Raw genomic sequence first — 18,014 nt, 5'->3', positions numbered from 1 at the left:
ACACCCCCCCCCCCTCCCCCTCCCCCCCCCCCCCGCCCCCCCCCCCCCCCGCTCCTCCCCCCCCCCCCCCCCCCCCCCCCCCCCCCCCCCCCGCACCGGCAACTCCTTGCAGAGATCGTCGACCTCGTGAAGAATTCCTTCACATGGTGGCGTGGGCGACGACGGCTGGCCGGTCAGCCGACCGTCGAGCCGAACACCTCGTCGCGCACCGCGTCCAGCGCGGTCCGCAGCGCGCCGCGCAGGATCGGCTCCTCGGTGAGCCCGGTGCTGACCACCCGCGGGCGGACCAGGGTGATCGCGGCGACCTCGTGCTGCACCCGCTCGGCCAGCGCCGCCCCGCCCGCCCGGCCCACCTCGCCGGCGAGTACCACCAGCGGCGGGTCGAGCACCACACAGGTGCTCGCCACGCCGAGGGCCAGCCGGCGGGCCAGCTCGTCCAGCATCGGGCCACCGGCGGTGCCGGCGGCGATCGCGACGCGTACCGCCTCGGCCGCGTCGGCCGCTTCGAAGCCGTGCCCGGCGGCCAGCGCGCGGACCGCGTCGGCACCCGCGAGCTGCTGGAACGCCGGCTTGGACCGCTTCGAGACGTCCCGCGGGATGGGCACACCGGGCACCGGCAGGTAGCCGATCTCGCCGGCCGCGCCGCTGCTGCCGTGATGCAGCCGGCCGCCGAGCATGATCGCCAGACCGACACCCGCGTCCACCCAGACCAGCACGAAGTCCGACATGCCCTGGGCCGCGCCGGACTGGGCCTCGGCGACGGCGGCCAGGTTGACGTCGTTCTCAAAGACCACCGGGATGTGCAGGTCGTCCCGGAGCGCGGCGAGCAGACCGCTGTGCCAGCGCGGCAGGTTGAACGCGAAGGTGATGTCCCCGGTGCCGGGGTCCACCAGGCCGGGGGTGCCCAGCACCACCCGCCGCACGCTGGACAGCTCCGCGCCGGCGCTGCTCGCCGCCTGGACCACGGCGTTGTGCACCACGCCCACCGGGTCGTCGGTGTCCTTGGTGGACTGGGCGACCCGGCCGACCACCGCGCCGGTGATGTCCGCGCAGGCCGCCACCACCCGCTCCGCGTCGACGTCCACCCCGACCACGTACGCGCTGCCCGGGCGCACCGCGTAGAGCTGGGCGTTCGGGCCCCGCCCGCCGGCCTGCTCGCCGACCCGGGTGACCAGGCCGCGCTCCTCCAGCCGCTCCACCAGCTGGGAGGCGGTGACCTTGGAGAGCCCGGTCAGCTCGCCGAGCCGGGCCCGGGTGAGCGGCCCCCGCTCGAGGAGCAGCTCCAGCGCCGCGCGGTCGTTCAGCGCCCGTAACAGGCGGGGGGTGCCGGGCAGCCGGGTCGCACTCATGCCACGTCCTCTATTTTCAGTAAAGTTTGCTAACCACAAAACGCCTGCAGAGGGGTGCCCGTTAGCGTATCGGCCACCCCGATCCGGAGTCGTCGGACGACCCGGCAGGGAAAGGGGATACTCGTGGGGTTGGATCCAGGACTGCGCCGGCTCGCGCTGGGCACGCTGCTGGCCGCGTACCCGGGGCCGGTCCCGCCGGACTGGGCGGTCGACCTGCTCGCCGATGGACTCGCCGGGCACACCCTGTTCGGCACCAACATCCACGACCCGGCCCAGGTCGCGGCGACCACCGCCGGGCTCCGCGCCGGCCGTCCGGACGTGATCGTGGCGATCGACGAGGAGGGCGGCGACGTCACCCGGCTGGCCCACGCGACCGGCAGCCCGTACCCGGGCAACGCCGCCCTCGGGGCGGTCGACGACCTGACGCTGACCCGGCAGGTGTACGCGGCGATCGGCGCGGAGCTGGCCGCCCTCGGCATCACCGTCGACCTGGCGCCGACGGTCGACGTGAACACCGCCGCCGAGAACCCGGTGATCGGCACCCGCTCGTTCGGCGCGGACCCGGCCCGGGTGGCCGCCCACTCGGCCGCCGCGGTCGCCGGCCTCCAGTCCGCCGGGGTGGCCGCCTGCGCGAAGCACTTCCCCGGCCACGGCGCCACGGTCGCCGACTCCCACCACGAGCTGCCCACGGTCGACGTGCCCCCGGCGGTGCTGCGGGAGCGGGACCTGCCGCCCTTCGCCGCGGTGGTGGACGCCGGGGTACGCGCGATCATGACCGCGCACATCCGGGTGCCGGCGCTGACCGGCGACGGCCCGGCCACGTTCAGCCGGGCGGTCCTGGTCGACCTGCTGCGCCGCGAGTACGGCTTCACCGGCACCGTGATCACCGACGCGCTGGAGATGAAGGGCGCCGCGCTTGCCGCCGGCGGGGTGGGTCCGGCCGCGGTCCGCGCCCTCGCCGCCGGGGCGGACCTGCTCTGCATCGGCGCCAAGGTCGACGCCGAGCTGGTGGAGCAGGTGGCCGCGGAGATCGCCGGCGCGCTCGAGGACGGCCGGCTGGACCGGGCCCGGGTCGAGGAGGCCGCCGGCCGGGCCGCCGAGCTGGCCGCCTGGCGGGGCACCGGCAGCGCAGCCGGCCCGGCGCCCGACGGCCTGGGCTACGCCGCCGCGCTGCGCGCGGTCCGCGTCGAGGGCGACGTCACCGGCCTGGCCGCGCCGCTGGTGGTGCAGGTGCACGCCACCGCCACCATCGCCGAGGGACGGGTGCCGTGGGGGCTCGGCCCGCACCTGGCGGCCGGGACCGAGGAGATCCGCGCGGTGGCCGGGGAAACCACGCCGGAGGAGCTGCGCCGGCGCGCCGGGGACCGGCCGATCGTGCTGGTCGGCCGCCACCTGCACCGGCTGCCCGGGGCCCGGGAACTGGTCGACGGGCTGGCCGCCGCGCATCCGGTGACGGTGGTGGAGATGGGCTGGCCGGGCGACTGGCGGCCGGCCGGCGCCCGCGCCTTCGTCACCACGTACGGTGCCAGCCACGCGAACGGCCGGGCGGCGGCGCAGGTGCTCGGCCTGACCGGCTGAGGTCTGACCGACCCGCTCCGGGGTAGTTCCCGGGGATGAGCGCCACCGACGCCTGGCACGCCGCCCTGGCCGACCTGCTCCTCCGGTCGCACCGGATCCCGCCCGACCGGCTGCCCGCGGCGGTCGACGGGGCCCTGCGCCCGCTGGGCGTCACGGTGACGACGTACGTGGTGGACGTGGAGCAGGAGCTGCTGCGGCCGCTGCCCGGGCCGGGCCGGCCGGCGCCGGAGCCGCTGCCGATCGACACCAGCCTGCCCGGCCGTGCCTACACCGAGGTGCGGACGCGGGCTGGGCAGGACGGCCGGCTCTGGGTGCCGGTGGTGAACGGCACCGACCGGCTCGGCCTGTTGGAGGTCCGCCTGCCCGCCGGGGCGGACCCGGCCGACGGCACCCTCCGGGACGGCTGCCGGGCCATCGCGGGACTGATCGGGCACGTGCTGACCGGCAAGCTGCCCTACGGCGACGCGGTGCACCGAGCGCGGCGCGGAATGCCCATGGCGGTCTCCGCCGAACTGCTCTGGCAGCTGCTGCCACCGTTGACCTTCGCCACCGAGACGCTGGCGGTCAGTGCGATCCTCGAACCCTGCTACGAGGTGGGCGGGGACGCTTATGACTACGCGCTGGACGGCGACCGGCTCGCCCTGGCGATCCTGGACGGCGTCGGGCACGGGCTGCCGGCGACGCTGACCACCTCGGTGGCGCTCGCCGCGCTACGGGCGGCCCGCCGGTCCGGTACGGAGTTCGCCGAGCTGGGGGCGGCGGTGGACGCGGCGCTGCGCAGTCAGTGGACGGACGGCCGGTTCGTCACCGGGGTGCTGCTCGACTTCGACGTCCGAAGCGGCCGACTCCGGTACGTCAACGCCGGCCATCCGGCGCCGGTGGTGCTGCGCCGGGGCCGGGCCGTCCGCGCGCTCACCGGCGGCCGCCGACCGCCGTTGGGCCTCAACCTGCCCGCCGGGGGGATCGGCGAGGTCCGCCTCGAACCCGATGACCGGCTGCTGCTGCACACCGACGGGGTCACCGAGGCCCGTGACGCCGCCGGGGAGATGTTCGGGCTGTCCCGGCTGGCGGATCTCGCCGAGCGGCACATCGGCTCGGGCCTACCCGCCCCGGAGACGGTGCGCCGGCTGAGCCGGGCGGTAATCGAGCACCGCGGGACCGCGTCCGGGGACGACGCCACGATCGTGCTGCTGGAGTGGTCCCGCGACGCCGCCGCCCGGGTGGAGCCCTGAGCGGGCTCAGCGCAGCCGACGCCAGCCGGGTCCGGTCGCGAAGCCGTCGCCGCCGGGACCGGCGGTCAGGCCGAGCAGGCCGTCGACGGAGGTGATCCGGAGCACCCGCGCCACCACCGGCTGCGGGTCGGTCACCCGGAGCGTGGCGCCGCGGCCGACCGCCTCGGCCGCGCCCCGGAGCAGGGTGGCCACCCCGGTCGAGTCGAGGAACCCGACCGCGACGAGGTCGACCACGATCTCCACCAGGCCCGGCCGGTCGAGGACCGCGTCCAGCGCCCGGTCGAGCCACGGAGCGCCGGCCATGTCGAGGTCGCCGACCGGGGCGAGGACAACCCGCCCGGGTGCCACGTCCCGCGTACCGATCTCCATCGCCTGTCCGCCCCATGCCGCCGTGTCGTCGTCGCGACCATACCGGTCACGCCTGAATGCGCGCCGCGCCGTCGCACTCTTGAACGCGTTCAAAACCTGTCGTACGCTCAACGGGACCAAAATTTGAACACGTTCAAGAGGGGCGACGAGATGGACGCGAAGGTCTGGATGTACCTGGCCTATCTGGCGGTCAGCATCGGTCTCACCGTCTGGGTGGCCCGCACGCTGTCCCGCAACGGCCTGGTGTTCCTGGAGGACGTCTTCGCCGACAAGCGACTGGCCGACGCGGTCAACAGCCTGCTGGTGGTCGGCTTCTACCTGCTCAACCTCGGCTACGTGACGGTGGCCATGAAGGAAGCCGACCCGGTGCGCACCACCAGCGACGCGCTGGAGCAGCTCTCCATGAAGGTCGGCTTGGTGCTGCTGGTCCTGGGCGCGCTGCACTTCTTCAACGTCTTCGCGCTCGGCCGGTACCGGCGCGGCCGGCTCCGGCAGCAGGCCGTCGGCCACCCGCCGCTCGCCCCGGTCGGCCACCTGCCGACCCAGCCCGGCTCCCGCCTGGTCGGCCCCGCCGGCCCGATGCCCGCCGGCCCGGCCGCGCCCGCCGCAGCGCCGCCCGCCGGGCCGGTGGCGGGCCCGACGCCACCCGTCCCGCCGCGATGACGGTCGCCCCGGGCGGCCACCCGGCGGATCCCAGCGGGCACGGGGCCGATGGGATCCGCCGGTTCACCGTCCTCTATGACGCGCACTGCCCGCTGTGCCGGGCCGCCCGGCAGTGGCTCGGGTCGCGGGCCCAGCTCGTACCCCTGGAGTTCGTGCCGGCCGGCTCGGCGGAGGCCCGGCGGCGCTTCCCGGGGCTCGACCACGACGCGACGCTGCGGGACCTGACCGTGGTCGCCGACACCGGCGCGGTGTACGCCGGCGACGGCGCCTGGTTCGCCTGCCTCTGGGCGCTGGCCGACCACCGCTCGACCGCCGAACGCCTGGCCCGCCCGCACCTGCTGCCGCTGGCCCGGCGCGTGGTGGCCACCGCCTCCTCGGTACGCGAGCTGGTCCGGGAACCCAGGCCGGACCCGGGATACGGTGACGACGATGACCGAGCAGACTGCGCCGACGACCGCTGCGGGTGGCCCGAGCACCGGGGCGACCGCCCGGGGTGAGCAGACCCGCCAGCTGATCCTGGACACCGCGATGCGGCTGTTCCGCGAGCGGGGTTACGCGCGCACCACCATGCGCGCCATCGCCCAGGAGGCCGGCGTGGCGGTCGGCAACGCCTACTACTACTTCGGCTCCAAGGAACACCTGATCCAGGAGTTCTACGCGGGCACCCAGCAGGAGCACCGGGTGGCCGCCGCGCCGGTGCTCGACCGGGAGCGGGACTTTGCCGCCCGCCTCGCCGGGGTGCTGCACGCGGGGGTGGACGTGCTGACGCCGTACCACTCCTTCGCGGCGAGCTTCTTCAAGACGGCGGCGGAGCCGACCTCACCCCTCAGCCCGTTCTCCGCCGAGTCGTCGGAGGCCCGGGAGGCGTCGATCGCGCTCTTCCGGGAGGCGCTGGAGGGCTCCACCGCCCGGGTGGACCCCGAGCTGCGCCCGGCGCTGCCGGAGCTGCTCTGGCTGGCGTACATGGGGGTGGTGCTCTACTGGGTGCACGACCGCTCCCCGGAGCAGGCCCGGACCCGGCAGCTGATCGACGGCGCGGTGCCGCTGGTCGACCGGCTGGTGGCGCTGTCCCGGCTCCGTGTGCTGCGGCCGGTCACCCGCCAGGTGCTCACCCTCATTCACACGCTGCGTCACTGAGGTTCTTCGGCGCCCGAGACGTTGAGTCGCAGGTCAAGTCCATTACCGGACAGCAGTAATCCGGTATGGACCCCTTGCTCGGCCACTTTCGAACACTTAGCGTTACCGGTGACGGGGACCTGGGAGGAGAGGCTGCGGACCGTGGATCCGGCCCGGGATCCACGGTCCGCGCCCGCTGGCGAGGTCAGCGCGGGACGACCCCGAACGAGGTCCAGCCCCGGTCCGGGAAGCCGGCCGCCTCGGCCACCCGGGCCGAGGCGTGGTTGTCGAATTTGTGCAGGTAGGTCGGCACGGCCCCCTCATCCAGCACCCGCCGGGCCGCCTGGGCGACCAGTCGCCGGGCCAGCCCCCGCCCCCGGGCGGCCGCCACCGTACCGACGGCGAGCTCGTGCCCGTACGCGTTGTGCCGCTTGATACCCGCGCCTGCCAGGTACCGCCCGTCGCCGTCACGAACCAGCAGCACCTCCTGGTCGAAGAGGCGCAGCCAGGGCGGCAGCCCGGGGCCGGTCGGCGGGGACCACTCGCCGACGTCGGGCAGCGGCGCCGGAGCGGTGCACCATCGGAACCGGCCGGCGGAGGCGGTGAACTCCGGCGACCCGACCGCCGCCGGGAGGATCGGCAGCAGTTCCTCGACGGTCCGGTCGCGGACCAGGGCCCGTACCGTGTCGACCCGGTCCGGTGGCACGGACAGGATGGTGCAGCCGGGGGCCGCGACCGCCCGGGCCGGCCGCAGCCGGCCGTCCCAGGCCGGCCGGGCGCGCCGGTGCGAGCGGACCACGTGCAGCCCTGGACCGGCCGGCCACTGCCCCAGCCAGGTCGCCAGGTGCAGGAACAACCGGCGGTCGAGCACCGGGCCGCACCTCCTCACCGCCGGGTCCGTCGCGTCTCGCCGTGATCACGGTACGCGGGCCCGAGCCGGCCGTCCCGGCGGATGCGTTCGTAAGGACCTCGCAACACCTGCGCCGCCCCGGGCGTGGATACGCTGTGCCGCACGGCGGGGAGGTACACGGTGGCGCAACGGGTGCTGGTGGTCGACGACGACCGGACGGTGGCCGACGTGGTGTGCCGCTACCTGGAGCACGCCGGCTACGAGGTGGAGCACGTCGGGGACGGGGCGGCCGCGCTGACCGCGGTGGCCCGGCACCCACCGCACCTGGTGGTGCTCGACCTGATGCTGCCCGTCCTGGACGGGCTGGAGGTGTGCCGGCGGCTGCGGGAGCGGCCGGACGGCGTACCCATCGTCATGCTGACCGCGCGCGGCGACGAGGCCGACCGGATCCTCGGCCTGCAACTGGGCGCGGACGACTATCTCGGCAAACCGTTCTCCCCCCGGGAGCTGGTGCTGCGGGTCCGATCGGTGCTGCGCCGGGCCGGCGGCGAGCCGGCCGGCGCACCCGCGCAGGTGCTGGCCGACGGCGGCCTGGAGGTGGAGACCGGCCCCCGGGTGGCCCGGCTGCACGGCCAGGAGCTGGCCCTGACCCTGCGGGAGTTCGACCTGCTGGCCCACCTGATGCGGCACCCGGCGCGGGCGTTCCGCCGGGCCGAGCTGCTGGAACGGGTCTGGGGGTGGCGCTTCGGCGACCAGTCCACGGTGACCGTGCACGTGCGCCGACTCCGGGAGAAGATCGAGACCGACCCGGCGAACCCCCGGCGGATCGTCACCGTGTGGGGCGTCGGCTACCGCTACGAGCCCACCGATGCGTGACCTGGCACTGATCTTCGGGGCGGCGCTGCTCGCGGCGCTCGGCGTCGGGCTGGCCGGCGCGGTAGCCCTGCGGCTGCTGCGCGGCCGGTCGATCACCGTGCACATCTTCGTGCTGCTCACCATGACCGTCGGCGCGGTGGTGGCCGGCGTGGCGGTAGTCGCCGAGGCGATGTTCCTCTCCCCGCACGACCTGGAGGTCGTGCTCATCACGGTGTCGGCGGCCGCGGTGGTGAGCCTGGCCGTCGGCTGGCTCTTCGGCCGCCGGCTGGCCGCCGCGGCAGTCTGGGCCGACCAGGCGCGGGAGCGGGAGCGCCGGATCGAGAAGGGCCGCCGGGACCTGGTCGCCTGGGTCTCGCACGACCTGCGCACCCCGCTCGCCGGGCTGCGCGCGATGGCCGAGGCGCTGGAGGACGGGGTGGTCCGCGACCCGGAGACGGTGGCCGAGTACCACCGCCGGATCCGGGTGGAGACCGACCGGATGACCCGGCTGGTCGACGACCTGTTCGAGCTGTCCCGGATCAACGCGGGCGCGCTGCGGCTGTCGCTGTCCGCGGTGCCGCTGGGGGACGTGGTCTCGGACGCCCTCGCCGGCACCGCGCCGCTGGCCGCCGCCCGCCGCATCCGGCTGGTCGCCGCCGAGTCGGGCTGGCCCACGGTGGCGGGGAGCGAGCCGGAGCTGGCGCGGGTGGTGGGCAACCTGCTGCTCAACGCGGTCCGCTACACCCCCGAGGACGGCACGGTACGGGTCGAAGCTGGCCGGGACTCGGACACCGCATGGCTGGCCGTGGCCGACACCTGCGGCGGCATCCCCGAGTCGGACCTGCCCCGCCTGTTCGACGTGGCGTTCCGAGGAGAGCCGGCGCGGACGCCGCGACCGGGCAACGGCGGCGTCGAGGGCTCGGGTGGGCTGGGGCTGGCGATCGTGCGCGGGCTGATTGAGGCGCACGGCGGGCGGGTAGACGTACAGAACATCACCGATGGCTGCCGATTCGTGGTCCGGTTGCCGGCGGCGGGAACCTGACGCATCGATCGCGCGTCATATCTATTTCCATACATGTACAAGTTTCTCTGGGACGGTAATGGTCATGCCGAATCAGCCGAATGACCGGTACCTGCAGGACACCGAGCGCAGCTGGCAGGCCGTCGAGGGGGCCGGACGGTTCCCCGCGCAGCCCCGGTACCGGGAGGCGCGTGCCGACACACCGCTCTCCTGGGCCGACCTGAACGCGCTGCCGGCCGGCGCCGCCACCCGGCGCGGCCTCAACACCCGCTGAGCGGACGCGGGGAAAGCGACGACACACCCGGGCCGCTCCACCCCGGGTCTTCGCACACGTGTCGGGTAGCGTCTTCTGGTCCGAAACGCCGGCCAACGACAGGAGAAGCTCCGCGCATGGGCAAGAAGACGATCCACGTCTCCGACTTCAGCGGCCAGGTGCTGCGCCCCGACGACGAGGTGGTCAAGGTCGTCGTGCTGGAGCACCCGGACCTGGTGGCCGGGCCCGTGCAGCTGGACGCCACCCCGGTCGAGGTGGAGAGCATCGACGACGCCGCGCTGGACGTGGCCGTGGTGGAGATCCACGACAGGCACGGCGGCGGCGAACCGCGCCGGGTGGTGCTCACCGCCAGCGAGTTCGACGCGATGGCCACCGACGTGCCGATGGCGCAACTGCTGCGCACCGCCGAGCGGGTGAAGCCGCCGAAGGCGCGGCGCAGCGCCGAGAAGGTCGACTACGGCACCATCGAGCACGCCGGCAAGCCGCACCGGGGCAAGGTGACCGACGAGGAGGCCCGGCTGGTGCGCGAGCACCTCGACGAGGTCAACAAGTGGCTCGCCGACGCCGGCCTACGCCAGGTCGACCCGACCGATCCGGAGCACGCCGCCCGGTACGGCTTTCCCACCGCCGGCTGACCATCCGACGGCCGGGCACGCGCTCCCGCAGCGCGTGCCCGGCCGGTCGGTTCAGGCCATCTTCCGGGTGATCTCGGCGAGCGCGGCGGCGATCGCCGACTCCATCGCCTCCTTGTCCAGCCCGAGCCCGGTGAGCACGCCGTCGCCGCCCTCCTCCTCGAGCAGGGCGAGCAGGATGTGCTCGGTGCCGATGTAGTTGTGGCCGAGTCGCAGCGCCTCGCGGAAGGTCAGCTCCAGCACCTTCTTGCCCCGCGCGTCGTACGGGATCAGGTCCGGGACCTGCTCGGCCCGTTCCGGCAGGGTCGCGGCGACCGCCTCCCGGAACCGCTCCAGAGACACGCCCCGCGCCTCGATCAGCTTGGGGGCGAGCGCCTCGGGGTCGACCAGCAGCCCCAGCGCCAGGTGTCCCGGGCCGATCTCGGCGTTGCCCGCCCTCCGCGCCTCCTCCTGCGAGGTCACCACCACGTTGCGGGCCCGGGGCGTGAACCGGCCGAAGCCGGCGTTCGGGTCCAGCGCGGCCGCCGTTTCCGCCTTCGCGGCGGAGCGCTTCTGGGCCGCCTGCTTGCTGACCCCCATGCTGCGGCCGATCTCGGTCCAGGAGGCGCCGGAGCGGCGCGCCTGGTCGACGAAGTGACCGATCAGGTGGTCGGCCACGTCGCCCAGGTGGTCGGCGACCATCACCGCGTCCGAGAGCTGGTCCAGCGCGTCGGAGTGCGCCTTCTTGATGCCCTCGATGAGGTCGTCGAGGCGTACGGGGTGGGTCATCTTCACGGGATCCGTCATGCGTCAACCGTAGGTTGACGGCTCGTGGACGTCAACCGGGAGTTGACGAGTCTCGTCGCTCGCTCCGCAGATTCGAGAGCAGCGCGGCCGAGATCACGGACTTTGACCACCGTCGTTTCCGGTCCCGTCGGTGACGGCCTCCTCGACGTAGTGCGAGGAGCGGATCACCCCTCCGTTCTCCAGGATGGCCACCCGGTAACCGCCGGCAACGAGAGCGGCAAAGATCGTCTCCGCCAGCTTCGGTTCCTCCGACGGATACTCCAAAACCAGATCGATCACGTACGGATTGCTGGCGAACGGCTCAACGTCGGCTGGGTCGAACTCCACCCAGAGATGACCCGTCGGGAGCGTGCCCACCACCGACCTGTTCTCGCGGGGAAGGTCCCGGATGGCCGCGCCGGTCGCCCCGGCGACCACTTCCACCAGGTGCTCGAACGACTGCCGCTCGTCGAGCAGGCCCACCACGAGCGTGTAGTCCGTCATGGCCCTCGCTCCTTTCGCTCTGCCGGCCGGGTGGAAGTCTGTCGGCCCCCCACCCGGGTGGCGCCCCGCTGGTCGAGTAACCAGCGGGGCGCCTGGATCCTCACCTGCCCGGCGGACGACGCGTGGTCATCCCCGAGCGAACCTCACAACGGCTGGTTGATCGACTGGAACGGGCTGACCCAGCCAGCGCCACCATCGACCACCTGCCAGTACTGCAACGCCGGGTTCGAATGATTCCGAGTAAACGAGGCCCGTCCCGCTTCCACGTTCTCCTTCTCGACCCCGCCGCGGACCATGACGTACACCCTGTCCACATGCTGCCTGTTGGCGGAGCGCAACCGGTCTTGAGTCGCGCCGGCGGAGTTCGTACTGACCGTCTTGAACTCTGCACGATGGCCGTCGACGTACGCGTCGAACCCCTTGTTGTCCGACGCGCCGACGGCTGGCAGGGAGTCGTCGCGCGATTCGACCTTATGTCCCCCGGTGAACGCGAGGAAGAAGGCAAGTTCGAACTCGTCGTCATCGAAGCCCGCGTTGACCTTGCCCAGAACCTTGTCCTTGACGATCCTGCCCTTACGGGCCCGTGACTCGTCGATTCGTTCCAAGGCATCGATGATCTGTTCGGCGAGCTTCTCATTCGCGATGTTTGCCCCGGTGGTGCAACCTGCGAAGACGTACGGGTTGCCAACGCGACAGGCGTCGTTGTTGGCGTCCACCATCTTCTGATAGAGCTTGCCGATCCAGTATTTGCCCTCCAGGAAGATCTGCCGGCGGCGCATCTCGCGCAACATCCGCGCCTTGTCGGCATCGCCGGTAGCGGCGCGTTCCTCGTCGTCGGACGAGTACGTCCGCTTCGTCGTCGGGTCGTCGGAGCCGCTGCACCCGTTACAGCCGTCGTTGTGGCCCGGCACGTCGTGGTAGTTGCCGGCGAGGTCCACGTAGTCGGCCCCCGGCCCGCACGCGTCGTCCGAGCAGGCTCGCTCGCCGGACGGGTCGGAGTAGGTGACCGGGCTGTTGCTGCTGTACGTGTACGCGCTCCACTGCTGTGGATCCGTCAGATCCATGATCGGATCGACGCTGATGAACCGACCGATGGACGTGTCGTACTCCCGGGCGCCAAGGTGGGTGAGCCCCGTGTTGTCCCGGGTCCCGCCGACGAAGCCCTTGCTGTTCGGCCAGGCCGGGTCGCCGCCGCGTGGCGTGCCGTACGGCGTCTGCCGGCGGATGGTGGTGGCCTGGGTGGCCGCGTCGACGGCCACCTGACCGGTGCCCTGGTGGTCGGCGGCCAGCCAACTCACCCCGCCCGCGGTCCGGGAGGCAACCACCTGCCCAGCAATGCTGTAGTAGCGGGTGGTGTACGCACCGCTGGACGTCGACCGTACCTCCTGCCCAGGGAGGTAGAGCGTGCGGCCCGTCGGGTCGCGACGAATCAACCGGTTGCCGTCGGCGTCGTAGATGTACCGGGTCTCCCCGGTGCTGTCCACGCTGGTCTCTAGCCGCCCCTCCGGATCCCAGGTGAGCGTCTGGGTGCCGGACGAGGCGGTGGGCCGGGTGAGGGTGTTGCCGTTCTCGTCGTAGGTGTAGCTACCGGTGGCCGCGCCGCTGGTGCTGGTCACCGCGTGCGGCCGGGCCGCTCCGGTGGCCGGGTACGTGTAGGTGGTGGTGGCGTCACCGGACGAGGTGTGCACCATCTCGGTTCGCCGGTTGCCGATCTTGTCGAAGGTCCACGAGCGCCAGTACGGGGCCGGTCCGCCCAGCCCGCTGACGCTCCGCATGGCCGCGCAGTCCCCCGAGGCCGGAGTCCACGCGTCGGTGAGCCGGTGCAGATGGTCGTAGGCGAAGCACTGGGTGTCGTCGACCGGGTCGGGGGCGACGTCCCGGGTCTGGGTGATGTTGCCGGCCGGATCGAAGGTGTACCGCACGTCCGAGACGACGTTCGGCGCGACGGAGTCCCGGTCGGTCCGGATGCTGGTCAGCCGGCCGGTTTCCAACTCCCGGGTGAACGCCTGCCAGACGTGTCCGCCCGAGCCGTTGTCCAGGGTGACCTGGTCGATCTGGCCGAGGGCGTTGTAGACGATCCCGCTCACGTACGGCTGTTGCTGGTTGCCGTACAGCGTGTTCAGCGTGGTGACCTTGCCCAGGTCGGTGTAGGCGTAGGACACGGTCTCGGCGGGCAGGTCACCGACGGTCCCGGGGTAGCTGGTCGATGCCAGCGACCCGTCCGGGTTCCAAGTGTTGTCGAAGTTGTAGGTGCCGGCCAGACCTGTCTCGGAGGTCGGAACGATCACCTGCGTGCCGGTCGACTGGTACCTGTCGGTGTAGCCGAGGACCTTGACCTGGTAGCTGGCCGAGCCCACGAACCGGGTGCTCTGGGTCAAGTATCCCTTGGCCAGGGTGTCGTAGACCCACTGGGCACGCATGGTGCCACCGACCCGGTCGTCGTAGGCCGCTCGTTTGCGGCCCAACGAGTCGTACAGGTAGGCGATCTTCTTGCCGCGCGCGTCGGTGGTGCTGGTGGTCCGACCACCGTTGTCGTAGGTGGTGGTGATCAGTCCCTTGTCCGGGTCCCGGGTCTCGATCTGCCGGCCGCGGATGTCGTACGTGTAGGTCCACTTGTTGCCGGCAGGGTCGGTCACCTCGGCGAGTTGGCCCTTGCGGTTGAACGTGTACCTCGTCGCGTCCCACGAACTGGCCGTGCCCGGCGTGGGTGCCGCGCCGTAGTACTGCCGCAGCTCGACAGTGCGACCGCGGGCGTCGGTTACCGTCGACGTCGCGGTCCCGCCCGCCGGCGGAGTGACGTCGGTGCGGTCGCCCGCGTAGTACGTCGAGGTGCGCCACCGCTCCGCCGCGTACGGTTGGAAGATCGACGCGATCGCTCGGCCGGCGCCGTCGTACACCGTCCGACTCTGGTTCGGCACGAAGGCCGCCTCGGTGGCCGTGACGAGCGTCGTACCGGGGCTGCCGGTCGTGTGGTAGCTGCCGTACGACCGGACCTGCCGCCCGGCGGTGTCGTAGAAGGTGTCGGTAAGCAGCCGGCCGCCGGACGGCGACGACTCCTGCGTCTGCCGGGCCCGGAGCAGCCCGTCGTAAAGGGTGTACGACGTGACGTAATTTCCGGCGTTGTTGAGCTGGGCGGCGGTGACGACGGTGGGCGCGTCGTCGCGGATCAGGTAGCCGTACGTCATGTTGGCGGTCTGGGTGGCCTTGTCCCGGCCCGGCAGCCAGACCGACGTGAGCCGGCCAAGGGCATCGTAGGCCAGGTCGGTGACCTTGCCGTTCGCGTCCACGGTGCGCGTGGTCAAACCCCACGCCGGCTGCATCGTGGTGGTGCTGACGTGCTGCAGCGGGTTGGTGACGGTGGTCGCGGTGAGCGGCCCACCGACCGCCGGGGTGTAGGCGGTGGTGGTGAGGGCTCCCATCGCATCCCACGCGGACGTGGTCCGGCCGTGCGCGTCGTAGGCGGCCCGGCCGACCGTGGAGAAGGTCGGGGTACCGCTGCCCCAGGACTCCATACGTTCGATCCGGGTGACCAGGCCCCGGGTCGCCACGCTCTGGAAGGCCTGGCCGTCGTACGAGTTGCGGACCTCACCCATGACCTGGTCGGCCGAGAGCGCGCCGCCAACGTCAGCGCACTTCACCGCGTAGCTCTGGGTCCGGTGCACCCGGTCGATCAGCCAGTCCGTCGTGTTGCGTGGCGCGTAGTCGGTCTTGGTGCACTGCTCGTCGCCGTCGACACCGTCCTGGCCGAAGTCGTCGACCGAGACGACCATGCCGTACTGGTCGTAGCCGGTGGTGGTGCGGGTGGCCCGCTCGGCGCGGCCGGCGTCGAGCGTGGTGTAGTTCCGCACCGTGGCGATACGGCTGAACCGGGCGGTGACGGTGTCGCCGTTGATCGTCCTTGTGGCGGTGATGGGCGAGGTCCACGGCTCGTTGGTCTGCCGGGACACCACCGCCCCGCCGGGCCCGTTGAACGTCTTCGTCTCTCGGGTGACGCCGGCGTACCAGTCCTCGTCGGCGATCCCGTCGATGCTGACCGTACGGGTGCCGCCGGTGGGCGCGGCCTTGTCGCCGTTCATGCCGCGGAAGTACCGCGTCTCGGTGTACGTCTGCTCGCCCGGGTCACCGACGGTGACCCCTACCCGGCCGTACCCTCGGTAGTCGGACCAGGTCTTGCTCTTGGGGTCAACCAGGCCGTCGTCGTCGTTGTAGTGCCAGGCCGCCCCGTCCAGGTAGCTGTACGTATACACGACGCGCGGACTGCCCTGCGGCGGAACGCCGCCGGTCTGGTCAGTCTCGTAGATGGTGGTCACGACGTACTTGTGGAACCAGTCGGTGACCGGGTTGGTGTACCCCTCCGGCGTCCAGATGACCGGATAGCACCGGCGGGTGTTGGTGTGGGGCGTCGGCATCGGCTGGCCGGCGACGCAGTCGGGCGCCGAGTAGGTGACGTTGACCGTGCCGCCCGACTCGTTGGTGACCCGCGCGATCCGCATCCAGTTCATGGCTGCGGCGAAGTCGGTGGTGTCGACGCGGTTGGCGAGTTGGGTGTAGGCGAACCGCACATCGGGCAGGCTGGCGGTGCCGCCGACCAGGCCGACGTGGGAGATCCGGTCCAGCCAGAGACCGGCGCGGGTGCCGTCGCCGGGATCGGGGAAGGTGTGGGTGAACGTCCACCGCTCGACGTCGGCATAGCCGCTGCCGGACCTGACCTGGGTGGTCACCGCCGCCAGCCGCTTCGTGGTCCAGAACGTCGGGGAGAAGTTGTCCGGGCAGGATGTGCCGGCGCAGTCGGCGTCCCAGGGTGTGTCGGGCCAGTGCGTCGCGTCGTGGGTGGCGCAGGAATTGAGGCACCGGTCGGCGACCGAGAAGGTCGCCCGCATCGGGGCCGAGCCGCTCAGCGCCGAGTCGATGCCGTTGTCCCGCCGGGTGCCGTAGTCGATCCGCTGCGGCCAGCTGGCGCGGTCGTACGTCGCGTCGTCGTTCGGATCGAGGCGGCGGCCATACTTGTTGGTCTCCTTGGCGTACCAGTACGAGGCCGAGTTGCCGGACAGGTCCACGACGTAGTCGAGATTCCATCGCCAGGCCTGGACGCAGTCGGAGTCGGCGAAGGCGGTGGCGTGGCAGGGCTCGCCCGAGTCGTTGCCGAACACAGGGACGGTCAGCGTCGAATTGGTGACCGGGTTCCCCGACGTCCAGCCCGGCAGCCGGTTCAGACCGAACCAGTACTGGATGCCGTCACCCGTGGTGACCACCCAGTACTCGCCGTCGTTGTCGCCATTGCTGGCACCGGTCCGCCGCTCGACCCGGGAACCGTCGTCGTTACGCAGGTGCCAACGCTTTTCGGTCGCGTTGTAGATCAGTTCGCCCGAGCCGCCGGACATCGAGAGCGTGGCGTTGTCGGTCTCCCAGCACTGGTCGAACGTCTTCGTGCTGTTGTTCGCCGATCCGTCCATGTCTTCGCTGCACGACTTGTACCGGCGCTCGATGAAGCCACCGGTGGAGATCTCGAAACCCTCGCCAGCCCAGGACGGCTGGTTGTTCGAGGCGGCGTGCCGGCCGTCGACGGACTGGGAGGAGTAGGTCAGCGACAGCCCGGGGGCGGGCCCATTAAGCGCCGGAGGCGTTCGCATCGGATACGACCAGTTGAAGGCGCCCGAGTTCCCGCCCGCGGACCAGGTCGAGGATGCCGACAGCGAGGTTGCCGCGTAGCTTCCGGCAGACCCGGACGAGCCGGCCGAGAGCGCGACCAGCGTGCTGCCCTCCGCTGCGGCCACCGGCACGTTCGCGGTTACGGCCCGCTGCGCCACGTCGTTGGTCGACGGTAGCGCGGTGCCGGCACAGCGGCGGTCCTCCGGGGTCGACATCGCGCACACGGGCAGCTGGACCAGACGCAGGCGACTGGCCCAGTCGGCGCCGTAGGCGGTGGCGAACGATCGGTAGTCGACGCTGACCCGGGCCGTCCCGGGGCGGTCGATCCCGTCCGCCCGGTCGAGGCGCAGCAGCAGACCCTTGACGCCGGCGCGGCCGGTGGCGGCCCGGTCGAGCAGCTGCACCCGGAGTCGGCTCGGCGCCCCGGCGCTTTCCGACGTGGCGGCCTTGTCCGGCGCGGCCACTCGTACGGGCAGGGTGCCGGCCTGGACTGGTCCGGTGGTGCGGATGGTGGTCAGATCGATCACGCTGGTGCCGGCAGCGGGCCACACCGGCGCCGGTCTGCTGCTCGCGTCCGGGAGGATCTTGGTGGTAGCCGGGGAACTCGGTGTGACCTTTTTGACCGGCACCGTCGGCACCTGCTTCGGCGCTGGCGGCCGGTACGGCGCGTCGATTGGCGCCGCCTGGGCCGGCGCGTGCAGCAGGCTGGCGACGACGGCGGCAGCCAGCGTCGCAGTGATGGTCCGCCGCAGCGTACGAGCGCGATCGCGCCGTACGGGCGGCAGGACGGCAGGGGGCAGGTGTACCTGCACGGAACCTCCGTGTGCTAAGAGTGACATCGACAGAGGTAGATGCCCGGGGCGAGATCTGAGCGCCGACGGACACGACTGGACGGGCGTTCCGAGGATCAGAAGGATGCGGAGCCGGCGGCGTTCTCCTCGCCGACATGAAGGGCGTCGACGCCCATCGGGACCATGGCTGCCATGACGGCCGACCAGCGGCACCCAACCCCTGACGCAACCTGCGCATTGCGCGCAGGCACAGACCAACCAACCACCAGCGACCCCCGTGATATCACCGTTGTGGTGCGCCAGACACTAGGGATGTACAGGCATCCATGTAAAGAGGCGTCGCAAGCTGCGAGCACAAAAGGGACG

Annotated in this window: 15 protein-coding genes; 9 read left to right on the top strand and 6 right to left on the bottom strand. The window is 72.2% G+C overall.

The genetic code is table 11. The features are described 5' to 3' along the window. Window positions 1–173: 173 nt before the first annotated feature. Entirely contained in the window at window positions 174–1,349 is a 1,176-nt protein-coding gene (locus tag ACZ6S5_RS16635) for an ROK family transcriptional regulator (RefSeq protein WP_466001196.1), read from the bottom strand. Window positions 1,350–1,472: 123 nt separating this feature from the next. Between ACZ6S5_RS16635 and ACZ6S5_RS16630 the strand changes: the two genes are divergently transcribed. Continuing rightward, on the top strand, window positions 1,473–2,927 hold the full coding sequence (locus ACZ6S5_RS16630) for a glycoside hydrolase family 3 N-terminal domain-containing protein (RefSeq protein WP_466001194.1): 1,455 nt from the start codon (window positions 1,473–1,475) through the stop codon (window positions 2,925–2,927). Between the two features lie 35 nt (window positions 2,928–2,962). Further along, window positions 2,963–4,159: a PP2C family protein-serine/threonine phosphatase gene (locus ACZ6S5_RS16625; protein ID WP_466001192.1), complete on the top strand. Its 1,197-nt coding sequence runs from the start codon at window positions 2,963–2,965 to the stop codon at window positions 4,157–4,159. Window positions 4,160–4,165: 6 nt separating this feature from the next. Here the strand turns inward: ACZ6S5_RS16625 and ACZ6S5_RS16620 are convergent, their stop codons facing one another. Beyond that, window positions 4,166–4,528: an STAS domain-containing protein gene (locus ACZ6S5_RS16620; protein WP_466001190.1), complete on the bottom strand. Its 363-nt coding sequence runs from the start codon at window positions 4,526–4,528 to the stop codon at window positions 4,166–4,168. A 150-nt stretch (window positions 4,529–4,678) separates the two neighbouring features. Here ACZ6S5_RS16620 and ACZ6S5_RS16615 point away from each other — a divergent pair, with 150 nt between their 5' ends. From ACZ6S5_RS16615 to ACZ6S5_RS16605, 3 genes are read left to right on the top strand one after another with little or no spacing between them, the layout of a single operon-like run. Beyond that, on the top strand, window positions 4,679–5,191 hold the full coding sequence (locus tag ACZ6S5_RS16615) for a hypothetical protein (RefSeq protein ID WP_466001188.1): 513 nt from the start codon (window positions 4,679–4,681) through the stop codon (window positions 5,189–5,191). Then, window positions 5,188–5,688: a thiol-disulfide oxidoreductase DCC family protein gene (locus ACZ6S5_RS16610; RefSeq protein WP_466001186.1), complete on the top strand. Its 501-nt coding sequence runs from the start codon at window positions 5,188–5,190 to the stop codon at window positions 5,686–5,688. The genes ACZ6S5_RS16615 and ACZ6S5_RS16610 overlap by 4 nt, the downstream gene beginning before the upstream one ends. Next, window positions 5,621–6,328: a TetR family transcriptional regulator gene (locus ACZ6S5_RS16605; protein WP_466001184.1), complete on the top strand. Its 708-nt coding sequence runs from the start codon at window positions 5,621–5,623 to the stop codon at window positions 6,326–6,328. Before ACZ6S5_RS16610 ends, ACZ6S5_RS16605 begins: the two co-directional genes overlap by 68 nt. Window positions 6,329–6,512: 184 nt before the next feature. On the opposite strand, the gene ACZ6S5_RS16600 is transcribed toward ACZ6S5_RS16605, so the two are convergent. Beyond that, window positions 6,513–7,178 carry a GNAT family N-acetyltransferase gene (locus tag ACZ6S5_RS16600; RefSeq protein ID WP_466001182.1) on the bottom strand — a complete coding sequence of 222 codons (666 nt, stop codon included), beginning with the start codon at window positions 7,176–7,178 and terminating at the stop codon, window positions 6,513–6,515. A gap of 159 nt (window positions 7,179–7,337) precedes the next feature. Between ACZ6S5_RS16600 and ACZ6S5_RS16595 the strand changes: the two genes are divergently transcribed. The 4 genes from ACZ6S5_RS16595 (at window position 7,338) to ACZ6S5_RS16580 (ending at window position 9,942) form a co-directional block, all read left to right on the top strand. Then, entirely contained in the window at window positions 7,338–8,033 is a 696-nt protein-coding gene (locus ACZ6S5_RS16595) for a response regulator transcription factor (protein WP_466001180.1), read from the top strand. After that, complete coding sequence (locus ACZ6S5_RS16590) at window positions 8,026–9,054, top strand: sensor histidine kinase (protein WP_466001178.1); 1,029 nt, start codon at window positions 8,026–8,028, stop codon at window positions 9,052–9,054. Before ACZ6S5_RS16595 ends, ACZ6S5_RS16590 begins: the two co-directional genes overlap by 8 nt. 64 nt (window positions 9,055–9,118) lie before the next feature. Continuing rightward, a complete protein-coding gene (locus ACZ6S5_RS16585) occupies window positions 9,119–9,307 on the top strand; it encodes a DNA repair protein (RefSeq protein WP_466001176.1) in 189 nt (62 codons plus the stop codon). Between the two features lie 116 nt (window positions 9,308–9,423). Beyond that, window positions 9,424–9,942: a hypothetical protein gene (locus tag ACZ6S5_RS16580; RefSeq protein ID WP_466001174.1), complete on the top strand. Its 519-nt coding sequence runs from the start codon at window positions 9,424–9,426 to the stop codon at window positions 9,940–9,942. Between the two features lie 51 nt (window positions 9,943–9,993). On the opposite strand, the gene ACZ6S5_RS16575 is transcribed toward ACZ6S5_RS16580, so the two are convergent. The 3 genes from ACZ6S5_RS16575 to ACZ6S5_RS16565 form a co-directional block, all read right to left on the bottom strand. After that, entirely contained in the window at window positions 9,994–10,725 is a 732-nt protein-coding gene (locus ACZ6S5_RS16575; protein ID WP_466001172.1) for a Clp protease N-terminal domain-containing protein, read from the bottom strand. Between the two features lie 93 nt (window positions 10,726–10,818). Continuing rightward, window positions 10,819–11,208: a hypothetical protein gene (locus ACZ6S5_RS16570; RefSeq protein WP_466001170.1), complete on the bottom strand. Its 390-nt coding sequence runs from the start codon at window positions 11,206–11,208 to the stop codon at window positions 10,819–10,821. 143 nt (window positions 11,209–11,351) lie between these two features. After that, complete coding sequence (locus ACZ6S5_RS16565; protein ID WP_466001168.1) at window positions 11,352–17,669, bottom strand: RHS repeat-associated core domain-containing protein; 6,318 nt, start codon at window positions 17,667–17,669, stop codon at window positions 11,352–11,354. Window positions 17,670–18,014: the final 345 nt, after the last annotated feature.

This window comes from Micromonospora sp. NPDC051924 (assembly GCF_055586005.1).
Note: the sequence above shows the minus strand (reverse complement) of the source record. Positions and strands in the feature narration are given on the sequence as shown.

Bases quoted from the DNA above. Each gene is read 5' to 3' on its own strand.
- ACZ6S5_RS16635 (WP_466001196.1), bottom strand. From the start codon at position 1,349: ATGAGTGCGACCCGGCTGCCCGGCACCCCCCGCCTGTTACGGGCGCTG.
- ACZ6S5_RS16590 (WP_466001178.1), top strand. From the start codon at position 8,026: ATGCGTGACCTGGCACTGATCTTCGGGGCGGCGCTGCTCGCGGCGCTC.
- ACZ6S5_RS16605 (WP_466001184.1), top strand. From the start codon at position 5,621: ATGACCGAGCAGACTGCGCCGACGACCGCTGCGGGTGGCCCGAGCACC.
- ACZ6S5_RS16615 (WP_466001188.1), top strand. From the start codon at position 4,679: ATGGACGCGAAGGTCTGGATGTACCTGGCCTATCTGGCGGTCAGCATC.
- ACZ6S5_RS16570 (WP_466001170.1), bottom strand. From the start codon at position 11,208: ATGACGGACTACACGCTCGTGGTGGGCCTGCTCGACGAGCGGCAGTCG.
- ACZ6S5_RS16585 (WP_466001176.1), top strand. From the start codon at position 9,119: ATGCCGAATCAGCCGAATGACCGGTACCTGCAGGACACCGAGCGCAGC.
- ACZ6S5_RS16610 (WP_466001186.1), top strand. From the start codon at position 5,188: ATGACGGTCGCCCCGGGCGGCCACCCGGCGGATCCCAGCGGGCACGGG.
- ACZ6S5_RS16580 (WP_466001174.1), top strand. From the start codon at position 9,424: ATGGGCAAGAAGACGATCCACGTCTCCGACTTCAGCGGCCAGGTGCTG.
- ACZ6S5_RS16575 (WP_466001172.1), bottom strand. From the start codon at position 10,725: ATGACGGATCCCGTGAAGATGACCCACCCCGTACGCCTCGACGACCTC.
- ACZ6S5_RS16620 (WP_466001190.1), bottom strand. From the start codon at position 4,528: ATGGAGATCGGTACGCGGGACGTGGCACCCGGGCGGGTTGTCCTCGCC.
- ACZ6S5_RS16625 (WP_466001192.1), top strand. From the start codon at position 2,963: ATGAGCGCCACCGACGCCTGGCACGCCGCCCTGGCCGACCTGCTCCTC.